Origin of the sequence: Streptomyces sp. NPDC006385, from assembly GCF_040612485.1 — a bacterium.
Lineage (GTDB): Bacteria > Actinomycetota > Actinomycetes > Streptomycetales > Streptomycetaceae > Streptomyces.
Window position 1 is genome coordinate 17,657 of the sequence record NZ_JBEXQG010000045.1, and the last position, 13,168, is coordinate 30,824.

A 13,168-nucleotide genomic window follows, 5' to 3' on the forward strand; every position below is an offset into this window, starting at 1 on the left:
CGCCTACGCAGTGTGACGTATATCAGGACGACCGGTCTAGGCCCGCGGTGGGTGGTGCAGGCCCAGGTTCTCGTAGATTTCCAGGGTCGCCGTGGAGTTGTTGAGCGTGATGAAGTGCAGTCCGGGCACTCCTTCGGCCAGCAGCCGCGCGCAGAACTCCGTTGCGAACTCGATACCGATTGAGCGTACAGCCGCCGGATCGTCCTTCGCTGTGAGGATCCGCTCTTTCAGGGCGTCCGGGAAGGCGGCGTTGGTGAGGGACGGGATCCGCTCCAGCGTCCGGACGCTGGCGATCGGCATGATCTCCGGGATGATCGGAGTGGCGCAGCCGGCGGCCGAGACACGGTCGCGCAGCCGCAGGTAGTCCTCCGGGTCGAAGAACATCTGCGTGATCGCGTAGTCCGCGCCGGCCCGGCACTTGTCGACGAAGTGCCGGACGTCGGCCTCCCAGTCGGAGGAGCGCGGATGCATCGCGGGGAAGGCCGCGACACCCACGCAGAAGTCACCGGACGCCTTGATCAGCTCGACGAGTTCGGCGGCGTAGGCGAGGCCCTGCGGGTGCGGCACCCACTCGCCCAGCGGGTCGCCGGGCGGGTCGCCGCGCAGCGCCAGCATGTTGCGGATACCGGCGTCGGCGTACTGGCCGATGATGTTGCGCAGATCCGCCACCGAGTGGTCGACGGCGGTGAGGTGGGCGATCGGCGTGAGCGTGGTGTCCGAGGCGATCGCCTCGGTGGCCTTGACCGTACCCGCGCGGGTGGAACCGCCCGCGCCGTAGGTCACGGAGACGAAGTCCGGTCCGACGGCCTCGACCCGGCGCAGCGCGTTCCACAGGTTCCGCTCGCCCTTCGGGGTCTTGGGGGCGTAGAACTCGAACGAATACGTCGTCTTGCCGGTCGCGAGCATCTCACGCACGGTACGAGCGTGGTCCGACCTGATGGATGCGGTACCGAGGGCCATAGTCGCAGGTTAACCAGGGGGCCTCGGTCACCCAACCAGACCCTGGACATTTGCCCGATTTGTCGGGCTGTTGTCCACGCCTTGGACAAAGACGGGCCAACGGCGGCCTCAGGGGGCCGGCGCCTACGGCTGCCGGAGCCGCTTCGCGAACTCCGCCGCCGCCGCGGCCGGGTCGTCGGCCTGTGTGATCGCCCGTACGACGACGACACGGCGCGCGCCCGCCTCCAGCACCTGGTCGAGGTTGGCGAGGTCGATGCCGCCGATGGCGAACCAGGGGCGGTCGGTGCCGAGGGCGGCGGTGTGGCGGACCAGGTCGAGGCCGGGGGCGTGGCGGCCGGGCTTGGTGGGGGTGGGCCAGCAGGGGCCGGTGCAGAAGTAGTCGACGCCCTCCTGGGCGGCGGCCGCGGTGGCCTCGGACTCGGAGTGCGTGGAGCGGCCGATGAGGACGTCGTCGCCGAGGATCGCGCGCGCGGCAGGGACCGGGAGGTCGCCCTGGCCGAGGTGCAGGACGTCGGAGCCGGCGGCGTGGGCGACGTCGGCACGGTCGTTGACCGCGAGGAGCCTGCCGTGCCGGGCGCATGCCTCGGCGAAGACCTTCAGGTGCTCCAGTTCCTCGGCCGCCTCCATGCCCTTGTCGCGCAACTGCACGATGTCGACACCGCAGGCCAGCACGGCGTCCAGGAACTCCGCCAGGTCCCCCTGCCGCCTGCGGGCGTCGGTGCACAGGTAGAGCCGGGCGTCGGCGAGCTGGTTCCGGGCGGTGGCCCCGGTGACGGTGTCGGACATGCGGTTCCCCCTGGGATCGGGTGCCGGGCGGATGGCGTCGGGCGGCTGCCGGACGGTGGCACCGTAGCCGGAACCGGGCGGACCGCGGCGGCCCGGTGCCGCGCGCGACGGCGACCCGCGGCGGCCCTCGGCGGCCCGCAGCGTGCCACCGCAACCCGGGGTCGGCGGTGGTGGCGTACGGGCCGGCCGACCCGGCGCGGCCCGGCAGGCGCCCGCACCCTCAGCGCTCGCGGAGCCCCGTGGTCCGCAGCAGCCGGCCCGTACGCCCTGAGGATTTCGGATCGGTTGGTTCGGGTCAGACAGCGAGCGCCTGGGCGCGGCGCTTCACCTCCGTGCCGCGGTTCTCGCTCAGGGCCTGTGCGGGGGTGCCGGGCAGGCTCGGGTCGGGGGTGAAGAGCCACTCCAGCATCTCTTCGTCCGTGAAGCCGTCGTCCCGCAGGAGCGTCAGGGTCCCGGACAGGCCCTTGACGACCTTGTCCCCGTCGATGAATGCGGCGGGGACGTGCAGCGCGCGGTTCTCGCCACGGCGTACGGCGATGAGCTGGCCCTCCTTGACCAGCTGCCGGACGCGGGTCACCTCGACATCGAGCATCTCCGCGATGTCGGGGAGGGTGAGCCAGGCGGGGACGAGAGCATCGATCTTTGCGTCAATCTCGGTCACGGAAACAAGCCTGCCATCTGCCACTGACAGTCGGAAGTCAGGCCGGTCCGCCTGGGAGGACCTGTCGCCCCGACGCGCTACGCCACCGCCGCCTTCAGCGGCCGTGTCGCGTCCGCCAGCAGCTCCCGGTCCATCGGCGTGCCCGCCTCGATCAGCCGCCGTCCCTGCGCGAGATCCCTCGGCCGGCCCACGGCCAGCAGAGCGACCAGACGGTCCTCCTTCAGCCAGCAGACGGTCCAGGCCGGACCCGACGGATCACCGCGCCACAGTGTCGTGTCGGCGGCGGCGTGGTGGCCCGCGTACTGGACGAAGCGGCCGAACTGCTCGGACCAGAAGTACGGCACCGGGTCGTAGACGGCGGGCGTCTCGCCGAGGATGTTGGCGGCGACCGTGCGCGGGCCCTGGAGGGCGTTGTCCCAGTGGTGGACCAGCAGGCGCTCGCCATACCGTCCCGAAGGGAAGGAGGCGCAGTCGCCGACCGCGAACACCTCCGGCACGGAGGTGCGCAGGTGGTCGTCGGCGACGACCTCGCCGTGCGCGCCGAGCTCGATCCCCGAGCCGGCCAGCCAGGCCGTGGCCGGGCGTGCCCCGATGCCGACCACGACGGCGCCCGCGGGCAGCCGCGAGCCGTCGTCGAGGATCACCGCGCCGGGCTCGACGCGCTCCACGCGCGCGTGCGTGCGCAGTACCGTCCCGCTGTCCTCGTACCAGGCGGTCATCGGCGCCGCCACCTCCGCGGGCAGCGCACCCGCGAGCGGCCGGTCGGCGGCCTCCACGACCGTCACCGCGCAGCCCGCCTCGCGCGCGGCCGTGGCGAACTCCGCGCCGATCCAGCCCGCGCCGACGACCACGATGTCGTGCTGCCGGGCGAGCACCGGCCGCAGCCGCTCGGCGTCGTCCAGGGTGCGCAGCAGATGCACGCCGGGGACGCCCTCCGCGCCCGGCAGCCGGATCGGTTCGGCGCCGGTGGCGAGTACGAGGACGTCGTACGGGACGGGCCCGGCCTCGGTGTCCAGCTCGTGGTCGGCGGTGCGCAGGCCCAGCACCTCGCACCCCAGCCGGAGTTCGATGTCGAGGGCGTCGAAGTCGACGTCGAAGGCGGACCCCTCGGCCTTGCCGAGCAGCACGGCCTTGGACAGGGGCGGCCGGTCGTACGGCTGGTGGGGCTCGGCGCCGATCAGTGTGACGGTCCCGGTGAAGCCCCGCTCCCGCAGGGCGACCGCGGTCTGCACACCGGCCATGCCCGCGCCGGCGACGACCACGCGCCGCGCCTGTGACGTGCCCTGTCGCTGCGTCTGCTCGCTCACCTGATCACCATAGACAACTGACAATTCGTCAGTCAGGGGGCATGCTCAGTGACCTGCTCCACAACACTCGTCCCCGCGCCCGCCTGCGACTCCCACTCCCAGGTCTCCTCCAGGCGCACCCGTCCGTCGGGCAGCTCGCTGACCGTCGACACACAGTGCCCCGACGACGTCGTGCCGTCCCGCTTGAGCTGCACGTAGCGGAAGTCCAGCCGGTCGCCTTCCCTGGTGCCCACGAGGTGTCCGCGTACGACGTCGCCGCCCGCGTACTCCGCCCAGACCTCACCCTCCTTCTCGTGGTACGTGAACCGGGTGCGGGTACCCACCTGACCTGGGGCTTGATCGGCCACAGGGGCGAGGACGAGACCGTCGAGCGAACGGGCCACGGGCACAGGCTCCCTTACTGAGACACACGGCGGCGGGCTAGGGTGGCCAACGTAGAGCACTCGCGGGAGCCCGGACGCACCGGGCTGAGAGGGAGGCTGGCGGCCTCCGACCGTACGAACCTGATCCGGGTCATGCCGGCGAAGGGAGGGGCTGGACGCCCATGTCGCGTACGCGAACGTCAGACGTCCTCGTCATCGGGGGCGGCATCATCGGCCTGGTCACGGCGTGGCGGGCCGCGCAGAGCGGGTTCTCCACGGCTGTCGTGGACCCCGAGCCGGGCGGCGGCGCCGCCCAGGTGGCGGCCGGGATGCTGGCCGCCGTCACGGAGCTGCACTACGGCGAGCAGACGCTGCTGGGCCTGAATCTGGCCTCGGCCCGCCGCTACCCCGACTTCGTGGCCGAGCTCACCGACCTCACCGGCCATGACCTCGGCTACCGCCGCTGCGGCACGCTCGCCGTCGCGCTGGATTCCGACGACCGGGCCCACCTGCGGGAACTGCACGCCCTTCAGCGCCGGTCGGGGCTGGACTCCGAGTGGCTGTCGGGGCGCGAGTGCCGGCGTCTGGAGCCGATGCTCGCGCCGGGCGTGCGCGGCGGGCTGCGCGTGGACGGGGACCACCAGATCGATCCGCGGCGGCTGGCCGGGGCACTGGTGGCCGCGTGCGAGCGGGCCGGTGTGGTCTTCCACCGGGCCTGGGCCGAGCGCTTCGACGTCGTACGGGACCGGGCCGCCGGTGTCACCACGGCGGACGGCACCGAGCTGCGCGCGGGCCAGGTGGTCCTCGCCGCCGGCAGCCGCAGCGGGCGGCTGCCCGGGGTCCCCGCCGACGTACTGCCGCCGGTCCGCCCGGTGAAGGGCCAGGTGCTGCGGCTGACGGTGCCGAAGCGGTACGCGCCGTTCCTGAGCCGGACCGTACGGGCCGTGGTGCGCGGCAGCCACGTGTATCTGGTGCCGCGCGAGAGCGGGGAGCTGGTCGTCGGGGCGACGAGTGAGGAGCTCGGCTGGGACACGACGGTGACCGCGGGCGGGGTGTACGAGCTGCTGCGCGACGCGCACGAGCTGGTGCCGGGCATCACGGAGCTGCCGCTCACCGAGACGCGGGCGGGTCTGCGCCCCGGCTCCCCCGACAACGCGCCGCTGCTCGGCCCGACCGAGCTGGCGGGGCTGCTGCTGGCCACCGGGCACTACCGCAACGGCGTGCTGCTCACGCCGGTCACCGGCGACGCCATGGCGCAGGTCCTGGCCACCGGTGAACTCCCGGAAGAGGCCCGGCCGTTCACGCCCAGGCGCTTCAGTCCCGCCGCACTCACGGAGCAGCCCGCATGAGCCACCCGGTCACCATCTCGGTCAACGGCGAGCGTCGGCGGATCGAGCCCGGCACAGCTCTCGACGCGCTCGTGAAGTCCCTCACCGCGGCGCCCTCCGGAGTGGCCGCCGCCCTCAACGAAACCGTCGTCCCGCGCGCGCAGTGGCCGTCGACGTCCCTCTCGGAGGGCGACCGCGTCGAGGTCCTCACCGCCGTCCAAGGAGGCTGAACCATGGCCGACGATCCCTTTGTCATCGGCGACACGTCCTTCACGTCCCGCCTGATCATGGGCACGGGCGGGGCGCCCAGCCTGGACGTGCTGGAGCGGGCGCTGGTGGCGTCCGGGACGGAGCTGACCACGGTCGCGATGCGGCGGGTGAACCCGTCCGTGCACGGCTCGGTGCTGTCGGTGCTGGAGAGGCTCGGCATCCGCGTGCTGCCGAACACGGCGGGGTGCTTCACGGCCGGCGAGGCCGTGCTGACGGCCCGCCTCGCGCGCGAGGCGCTCGGTACGGATCTGATCAAGCTGGAGGTCATCGCCGACGAGCGGACCCTGCTGCCGGACCCGATCGAGCTGCTGGACGCCGCGGAGACGCTGGTGGACGACGGGTTCACCGTGCTGCCGTACACGAACGACGACCCTGTGCTGGCGCGGCGGCTGGAGGAGGTCGGCTGTGCGGCGATCATGCCGCTGGGGTCCCCGATCGGGTCGGGGCTCGGCATCCGCAATCCGCACAACTTCCAGCTGATCGTGGAGCACGCGCGCGTGCCGGTCATCCTGGACGCCGGAGCCGGTACGGCGTCGGACGCGGCGCTCGCGATGGAGCTGGGGTGCGCGGGCGTGATGCTGGCCTCGGCGGTGACGCGGGCGCAGGAGCCGGTGCTGATGGCCGACGCGATGCGGCATGCGGTGGAGGCGGGGCGACTGGCGTACCGGGCCGGGCGGATTCCCCGACGGCACTTCGCCGAGGCGTCGTCTCCGGTGGAGGGCATGGCGCGGCTGGACCCGGAGCGACCCGCGTTCTGACGCACGTTCGACAAAAGCCCTTTACCGATGAGGCGTCCGTCACAGGTCGGCTGCAGTCCCGCCCCGATCACGGTCGGGGCGGCGGGTCTGTCGGTGACGGCTCGTAGACTCACCCGCGTGGATACGACCCTTCAGGACCCTCTGGTCGGGCAGGTGCTCGACGGCCGGTATCGCGTGGACGCGCGGATCGCGGTCGGCGGGATGGCCACGGTCTACCGGGCCCTGGACACCCGCCTGGACCGCGTCCTCGCGCTCAAGGTGATGCATCCGGCACTGGCGGTGGACGGGGTGTTCGTCGACCGGTTCATCCGGGAGGCGAAGTCCGTCGCCCGGCTGGCGCACCCCAATGTGGTCCAGGTCTTCGACCAGGGCACCGACGGGTCGTACGTCTATCTCGCCATGGAGTACGTCGCGGGCTGCACCCTGCGGGACGTGCTGCGCGAGCGCGGGGCGCTCCAGCCCCGGGCCGCGCTCGACATCCTGGAGCCGGTCCTCGCCGCGCTCGGCGCCGCGCACCGCGCCGGGTTCGTGCACCGCGACATGAAGCCGGAGAACGTCCTGATAGGGGACGACGGCCGGGTCAAGGTCGCCGACTTCGGGCTCGTACGGTCCGTGGACACCGTGACCAGCACCACCGGTGCCGTGCTCGGCACCGTGTCCTATCTCGCGCCCGAGCAGATCGAGCAGCCGGGCGCCGCCGACGCCCGCGTCGACGTGTACGCGTGCGGTGTCGTCCTCTACGAGATGCTCACCGGCGACAAGCCGCACGACGGGGACTCCCCCGCGGTGGTGCTCTACAAGCACCTTCACGAGGACGTCCCGCCGCCTTCGGCGGTCGTGCCGGGGCTGGCGTACGAGCTCGACGAGCTGGTCGCCTCGGCCACCGCCCGCACCCCGGACATCCGCCCGTACGACGCCGTGGCGCTGCTCGCGCAGGCCCGGCAGACGCGTGCCGCGCTGAGCGCGGACCAGTTGGACGCCGTGCCGCCGCAGGCGCTCACGGCGGAGCGCAGCAACGCCGACGACCGTACGAGCGTCATCCCGCGCGCGCTGGCGATTCAGCGGCCGCTGCCCGTGAACGAGGACGCCCCGGAGCCCGAGGCCGTCTTCAACCGGACCAGCCGGCTGGAGGCTCCCCCGCCTCCGCCGCCCGGGTCCCGCCGGTCGCGGACCTCGCGTCGGCCGCGCGGCCCGCTGGTCGTGGTGGCCGCCGTCCTGCTGGTCCTCGGGCTCGGGGTCGGCATCTGGTACATCAACTCCGGGCAGTTCACCGAGGTCCCGCCGCTGCTGGCCAAGACCGAGGCGCAGGCACGGGACCGGCTGGCCGAGGCCGGGCTCGACGTCGGCAAGGTGGAGCGCGCCCACAGCGACACGTTCAGGCGCGGCACCGTCATCACCACGGACCCGAAGCCGCGCGCCCGCATCCGGCACAACGACTCCGTGAGCCTGGTCATCTCGCTGGGACCGGAGACCGTGAAGGTGCCGGACCTCCAGGGCTACAAGCTGGACAAGGCGCGGGCCGTGCTGAAGGACGGCAGTCTCGAACCGGGCAGGAAGACCGAGGAGTTCAACGACGACGTCCCCCGGGGCTTCGTGATCTCCTCGGATCCGGGCACCGGCACCACGGTCCGCTCCGGTTCCGCGGTCGCGCTCACCGTCAGCAAGGGCAGCCCGGTGGACGTCCCGGACGTCACCGGCCAGAGCCTGGCCGACGCGAAGACCGACCTGGAGGAGGCCGGCCTGAAGGTGAAGGTCGCCGCCGCGCGGGTCAACTCCGACTTCGACGCGGGCCAGGTCGCCCGGCAGTCGCCGGCGGAGGGCAGGCAGGCCGCCGAGGGCGACACGGTGACGCTGACGCTGTCCAAGGGTCCCGAGATGATCGAGGTCCCGGACGTGGTCGGCGACAGCGTCGACGACGCCAAGGCCGAGCTGGCGGCCGCGGGCTTCGAGGTCGACGAGGACCGCGGCCTGCTCGGGCTGTTCGGCGACACGGTCAAGAAGCAGTCCGTGGCGGGCGGGCAGAGGGCGCCGAAGGGCTCGACGATCACGATCACCATCCGGTGAGGTAGCCCGCTCCAGGCCCGCTCGTCGACTCCAGGCCCCGCTCGTCACCGGCCGGTGCTCGGGCGGGCCGGGCCGCATGACACCCTGAACGGGTGAGTAGTCAGCAGTCCGGCACCGCCCTCTCGGGCCCCTCCCGCAACCCCGTCGGCAGCCACGTCCCCGTGGCCGGTGGTCTCAGCTCCGTCGGGCTCACCTACGCCCACGACCTCAAGGCCGAGACCGTCCAGGTCTTCGTCGCCAACCCGCGCGGCTGGGCCACGCCCGCCGGGAATCCGCGGCAGGACGAGGAGTTCCGCGCGGTGTGCGAGGCCGAGTCGATCCCGGCGTATGTCCACGCGCCGTACCTCATCAACTTCGGCTCGCACACCGAGGCCACCGTCGAGAAGTCGGTGGAGTCGCTGCGGCACTCGCTGCGGCGCGGCCGGGAGATCGGGGCGCTGGGCGTGGTCGTGCACACGGGCAGCGCGACCGGCGGCCGGGAGCGCTCGGTGGCCCTGAAGCAGGTCCGGGAGCACATGCTGCCGCTGCTCGACGAGCTGACCCGCGACGACGACCCGTATCTGCTGCTGGAGTCCACCGCCGGGCAGGGCGCCTCGCTGTGCTCGCGGACCTGGGACTTCGGGCCGTACTTCGAGGCGCTGGACGCGCATCCGAAGCTGGGCGTGTGCCTGGACACCTGCCACATCTTCGCCGCCGGCCATGACCTGACCGGCCCGTCCGGCATGCACCAGACGCTGGACCTGCTGGTGGACACCGTCGGTGAGGGCCGGCTGAAGCTGATCCACGCCAATGACTCCAAGGACGTCGTCGGCGCGCACAAGGACCGGCACGAGAACATCGGCACCGGGCACATCGGCGAGGACCCGTTCCGGGCCCTGATGACCCACCCGGCCACCGCGGGCGTACCGCTGATCATCGAGACGCCCGGCGGGAAGGAGGGGCACGCGGCGGATGTGGAGCGGCTGAAAAAACTTCGGGACGCATAGCCCGTTGAGGGAATACCCCTGGGGGGTATACGGTTCTTGCTCGGTGCAGGAACCGCAACCTGGCATTGGGGGCACCCATGCAGCACGATGCGCACGCTCACCACGAGAGGGCCGTCACCAGCACGTGGGCGATGGCCGTCCAGGCCACCCTGCACTGCCTCACCGGCTGTGCCATCGGCGAGGTGCTCGGCATGGTGATCGGCACCGCGCTCGGCTGGGGCGACCTGCCGACCCTGGTGCTGGCGATCGCGCTCGCGTTCTTCTTCGGCTACGCGCTCACCCTGCGCGGCGTACTGAAGGCGGACGTCGGCTTCCGGGCGGCCGTCCGGGTGGCCCTGGCCGCGGACACCCTGTCGATCGCCGTGATGGAACTGGTAGACAACGGCGTACTCGTCCTGTGGCCCGGCGCGATGGACGCGGGTCTGGACGACCTGCTGTTCTGGGGTGCGCTGGCCATCGCCCTCGCGGTCGCCTTCGTCGTCACGACGCCGGTCAACAAGTGGATGATCGGCCGTGGCAAGGGCCACGCGGTGGTGCACCAGTACCACCGCTGACAGCCGGGGAAGGACCAGGAGTCAGAGCTCGGGGCCGTCCCCGGGCTCCTCCTGGTACGAGTAGCGCTGTTCCTTCCAGGGGTCGCCGATGTTGTGGTAGCCGCGCTCCTCCCAGAAGCCGCGACGGTCGGCGGTCATGTACTCCACGCCGCGGACCCACTTGGGCCCCTTCCAGGCGTACAGATGGGGGACGACCAGACGGAGGGGGAAGCCGTGCTCCGCCGTGAGCAGTTCGCCGTCCTTGTGGGTGGCGAAGATCGCGCCCTCGGAGGCGAAGTCGGCCAGGCGGAGGTTGGAGCTGAAGCCGTACTCCGCCCACACCATCACATGGGTGACGGCCGGAGCGGGCGGTGCGATCTCCAGGATCGTACGGGCCGGGATGCCGCCCCACTCCGCGCCGAGCATGCTGAACTTCGTGACGCAGTGCAGATCGGCGACGACGCTGGTGTACGGCAGGGCCGTGAACTCCTCGTGGGTCCAGCAGTGCTTCTCACCGTCGGCGGTGGCCCCGAACACCCTGAACTCCCAGCGTTCGGGACGAAACTTGGGGACCGGGCCGTAGTGCGTGACCGGCCAGCCGCGCTGCACTCGCTGCCCCGGCGGAAGCTCGGAGTGTGCCGCTGCTCCAGTTTCGCGCTCCACCGGCTGACCCATGACTCCATCCTGACAGACCCTGGGCAGTGCACCGGACCACCCTCCCCCCAATTCAGCTCAAAACGGACTAAGCATGCCCTTACTTACTAAGTGAAGACTTACTGGACGATCTTCGCCGCCGGGTGCAATCATGCGGCGCAACCTGCCAGTTCCCCCCGCGTGGAAGGAGCCTCTGCGATGCAGGGCGACCCCGAGGTCCTCGAATTCCTGAACGAGCAGCTGACCGGCGAGCTGACGGCGATCAACCAGTACTGGCTGCACTACCGGATCCAGGACAACAAAGGCTGGACGAAGCTCGCCAAGTACACGCGTGAAGAGTCCATCGACGAGATGAAGCACGCGGACAAGATCACCGAGCGCATCCTGATGCTGGACGGCCTGCCCAACTACCAGCGGCTGTTCCATGTCCGGGTCGGCCAGACGGTCACCGAGATGTTCCAGGCCGACCGGCAGATCGAGGTCGAGGCGATCGACCGCCTCAAGCGCGGTATCGAGGTGATGCGCACCAAGGGCGACATCACCTCCGCGAACCTCTTCGAGTCGATCCTCGAGGACGAGGAACACCACATCGACTACCTGGACACGCAGCTGGAGCTCATCGACAAGCTCGGTGAGGCGCTCTACCTCGCGCAGCAGATCGAGCAGCCGAGCTAGGCCGCTTCTTCCAGTTCGGCGAGCACCGGCTGGCCCTGGTCGGCCAGCTCACGGCGCGGGCACGCACCCCTGCCCAGCAGTGCCTGGATACGACGCACGCAGGAGCCGCAGTCGGTGCCCGCCTTGCAGGCCGACGCTATCTGGCGGGGCGTGCAGGCGCCGCTCTCCGCGTGCTGCTTCACCTGCTGCTCGGTGATACCGAAGCAACTGCACACGTACACGCGGTTCACCTCCCGCCCGGGTTCGACAAGTCGTGCCGTACCGATGTACCGAGTGACCCTCTTGATCGGTGAGGCTAACCTAACCTTACCCGCCGCACAGGTACCGCAAAAGTGGGAGGGGCGCGGATCGTATGTGATCCGCGCCCCACTCCACATGCCGGTGACAAGCCGGTCCGATTACTGGTCCCTGTACATCTCCGCGACGAGGAACGCCAGGTCAAGCGACTGGCTGCGGTTGAGCCGCGGGTCGCAGGCCGTCTCGTAGCGCTGGTGCAGATCGTCGACGAAGATCTCGTCGCCGCCGCCCACGCACTCGGTGACGTCGTCGCCGGTCAGCTCCACGTGGATGCCGCCCGGGTGGGTGCCGAGCTCCTTGTGGACCTCGAAGAAGCCCTTGACCTCGTCGAGCACGTCGTCGAAGCGGCGGGTCTTGTGACCGGAGGCCGCCTCGAAGGTGTTGCCGTGCATCGGGTCGGTCACCCAGGCCACGGTGGCGCCCGAGGCGGTGACCTTCTCGACCAGCTCGGGCAGCTTGTCGCGGACCTTGTCGGCGCCCATGCGGACGATGAAGGTCAGCCGGCCCGGCTCCCGCTCCGGGTCGAGGCGCTCGATGTACTGCAGCGCGTCCTCGGCCGTGGTCGTCGGACCCAGCTTGATGCCGATCGGGTTGCGGATCTGCGAGGCGAACTCGATGTGCGCGTGGTCCAGCTGCCGGGTGCGCTCACCGATCCACACCATGTGCGCCGAGACGTCGTACAGCTGCCCGGTGCGCGAGTCGACCCTGGTCAGCGCCGACTCGTAGTCGAGCAGCAGCGCCTCGTGCGAGGAGTAGAACTCGACCGTCTTGAACTCCTCCGGGTCGGCCCCGCAGGCGTGCATGAAGTTCAGCGCGTTGTCGATCTCGCGGGCGAGCTGTTCGTAGCGCTGACCGGACGGGGACGACTTCACGAAGTCCTGGTTCCAGGCGTGCACCTGGCGCAGGTCGGCGTAGCCGCCGGTGGTGAAGGCGCGCACCAGGTTCAGCGTGGAGGCGGACGCGTGGTACATCCGCTTCAGCCGCTCCGGGTCCGGGACGCGGGCGGCCTCGGTGAAGTCGAAGCCGTTGACGGAGTCGCCCCGGTAGGTCGGGAGCGTCACGCCGTCGCGGGTCTCGGTCGGCTTGGAGCGCGGCTTGGAGTACTGGCCGGCGATGCGGCCGACCTTCACGACCGGCACCGAGGCGGCGTACGTCAGCACGGCGCCCATCTGGAGCAGGGTCTTGAGCTTGTTGCGGATGTGGTCGGCGGACACCGCGTCGAACGCCTCGGCGCAGTCGCCGCCCTGGAGGAGGAACGCCTCTCCCTTGGCGACGGCCGCCATCCGGGCGCGCAGCTGGTCGCACTCGCCTGCGAAGACGAGCGGCGGATACGACTCCAGCTCCGCAACGACTGCGCGCAGAGCCTCGGGGTCGGGGTACTCGGGCTGCTGCGCCGCGGGCAGGTTTCGCCAGGTGTTGCCAGCGCTCGCGCTGGTCTTAGCGTTCACGGTCACGACCTCAACATTACGGGGTCGGGTGGGACGTCCTGCCCCATGCCCAGCAATTGAGACGCGGGGTACACGACTC

The 13,168-nt window shown here is 71.1% G+C and carries 15 protein-coding genes and 1 riboswitch; of the genes, 7 read left to right on the forward strand and 8 right to left on the reverse strand.

Annotated elements, in window-relative coordinates; all coding sequences use genetic code 11:
- Positions 1-36: 36 nt before the first annotated feature.
- The 5 genes from metF to ABZ078_RS28735 form a co-directional block, all read right to left on the reverse strand.
- Positions 37-960 (reverse strand): methylenetetrahydrofolate reductase [NAD(P)H], encoded by a 924-nt coding sequence (gene metF, locus ABZ078_RS28715; protein WP_356579914.1) that lies wholly within the window; start codon positions 958-960, stop codon positions 37-39.
- Positions 961-1,083: 123 nt separating this feature from the next.
- Positions 1,084-1,746, reverse strand: a complete 663-nt coding sequence (thiE, locus tag ABZ078_RS28720) for a thiamine phosphate synthase (RefSeq protein ID WP_356579915.1) — start codon at positions 1,744-1,746, stop codon at positions 1,084-1,086.
- 295 nt (positions 1,747-2,041) lie between these two features.
- Positions 2,042-2,407 carry a helix-turn-helix domain-containing protein gene (locus ABZ078_RS28725; RefSeq protein WP_149822629.1) on the reverse strand — a complete coding sequence of 122 codons (366 nt, stop codon included), beginning with the start codon at positions 2,405-2,407 and terminating at the stop codon, positions 2,042-2,044.
- A gap of 77 nt (positions 2,408-2,484) precedes the next feature.
- Positions 2,485-3,714 (reverse strand): FAD-dependent oxidoreductase, encoded by a 1,230-nt coding sequence (locus tag ABZ078_RS28730; protein WP_356579917.1) that lies wholly within the window; start codon positions 3,712-3,714, stop codon positions 2,485-2,487.
- A gap of 32 nt (positions 3,715-3,746) precedes the next feature.
- Positions 3,747-4,097, reverse strand: a complete 351-nt coding sequence (locus tag ABZ078_RS28735; RefSeq protein ID WP_356579919.1) for a hypothetical protein — start codon at positions 4,095-4,097, stop codon at positions 3,747-3,749.
- Positions 4,098-4,149: 52 nt separating this feature from the next.
- Positions 4,150-4,261: riboswitch (TPP riboswitch) on the forward strand.
- Here ABZ078_RS28735 and thiO point away from each other — a divergent pair.
- The 6 genes from thiO (at position 4,259) to ABZ078_RS28765 (ending at position 10,036) form a co-directional block, all read left to right on the forward strand.
- A complete protein-coding gene (gene thiO, locus ABZ078_RS28740; protein WP_356579921.1) occupies positions 4,259-5,425 on the forward strand; it encodes a glycine oxidase ThiO in 1,167 nt (388 codons plus the stop codon). (Overlaps the previous riboswitch by 3 nt.)
- Positions 5,422-5,634 carry a sulfur carrier protein ThiS gene (gene thiS, locus ABZ078_RS28745; protein WP_356579923.1) on the forward strand — a complete coding sequence of 71 codons (213 nt, stop codon included), beginning with the start codon at positions 5,422-5,424 and terminating at the stop codon, positions 5,632-5,634. Before thiO ends, thiS begins: the two co-directional genes overlap by 4 nt.
- Positions 5,635-5,637: 3 nt before the next feature.
- Entirely contained in the window at positions 5,638-6,432 is a 795-nt protein-coding gene (locus ABZ078_RS28750; RefSeq protein ID WP_356579925.1) for a thiazole synthase, read from the forward strand.
- 117 nt (positions 6,433-6,549) lie between these two features.
- The gene (gene pknB / locus ABZ078_RS28755) at positions 6,550-8,496 is read left to right on the forward strand and encodes a Stk1 family PASTA domain-containing Ser/Thr kinase (RefSeq protein ID WP_356579927.1); all 1,947 of its coding nucleotides are present in this window, start codon (positions 6,550-6,552) and stop codon (positions 8,494-8,496) included.
- Between the two features lie 92 nt (positions 8,497-8,588).
- Positions 8,589-9,482 carry a deoxyribonuclease IV gene (locus ABZ078_RS28760; protein WP_356579929.1) on the forward strand — a complete coding sequence of 298 codons (894 nt, stop codon included), beginning with the start codon at positions 8,589-8,591 and terminating at the stop codon, positions 9,480-9,482.
- A 77-nt stretch (positions 9,483-9,559) separates the two neighbouring features.
- Positions 9,560-10,036 (forward strand): DUF4396 domain-containing protein, encoded by a 477-nt coding sequence (locus ABZ078_RS28765; RefSeq protein WP_356579931.1) that lies wholly within the window; start codon positions 9,560-9,562, stop codon positions 10,034-10,036.
- 21 nt (positions 10,037-10,057) lie between these two features.
- On the opposite strand, the gene ABZ078_RS28770 is transcribed toward ABZ078_RS28765, so the two are convergent.
- A complete protein-coding gene (locus ABZ078_RS28770; RefSeq protein WP_356579932.1) occupies positions 10,058-10,690 on the reverse strand; it encodes a sulfite oxidase-like oxidoreductase in 633 nt (210 codons plus the stop codon).
- Between the two features lie 177 nt (positions 10,691-10,867).
- On the opposite strand from ABZ078_RS28770, the gene bfr reads away from it, so the two are divergent.
- The gene (gene bfr, locus ABZ078_RS28775) at positions 10,868-11,344 is read left to right on the forward strand and encodes a bacterioferritin (RefSeq protein WP_073942879.1); all 477 of its coding nucleotides are present in this window, start codon (positions 10,868-10,870) and stop codon (positions 11,342-11,344) included.
- On the opposite strand, the gene ABZ078_RS28780 is transcribed toward bfr, so the two are convergent.
- Positions 11,341-11,574, reverse strand: a complete 234-nt coding sequence (locus ABZ078_RS28780) for a (2Fe-2S)-binding protein (protein ID WP_356579935.1) — start codon at positions 11,572-11,574, stop codon at positions 11,341-11,343. The two genes, bfr and ABZ078_RS28780, sit on opposite strands and share 4 nt — an antisense overlap.
- Before the next feature lie 168 nt (positions 11,575-11,742).
- A complete protein-coding gene (locus ABZ078_RS28785) occupies positions 11,743-13,095 on the reverse strand; it encodes a class II 3-deoxy-7-phosphoheptulonate synthase (RefSeq protein WP_356579937.1) in 1,353 nt (450 codons plus the stop codon).
- Positions 13,096-13,168 lie beyond the last annotated feature (73 nt).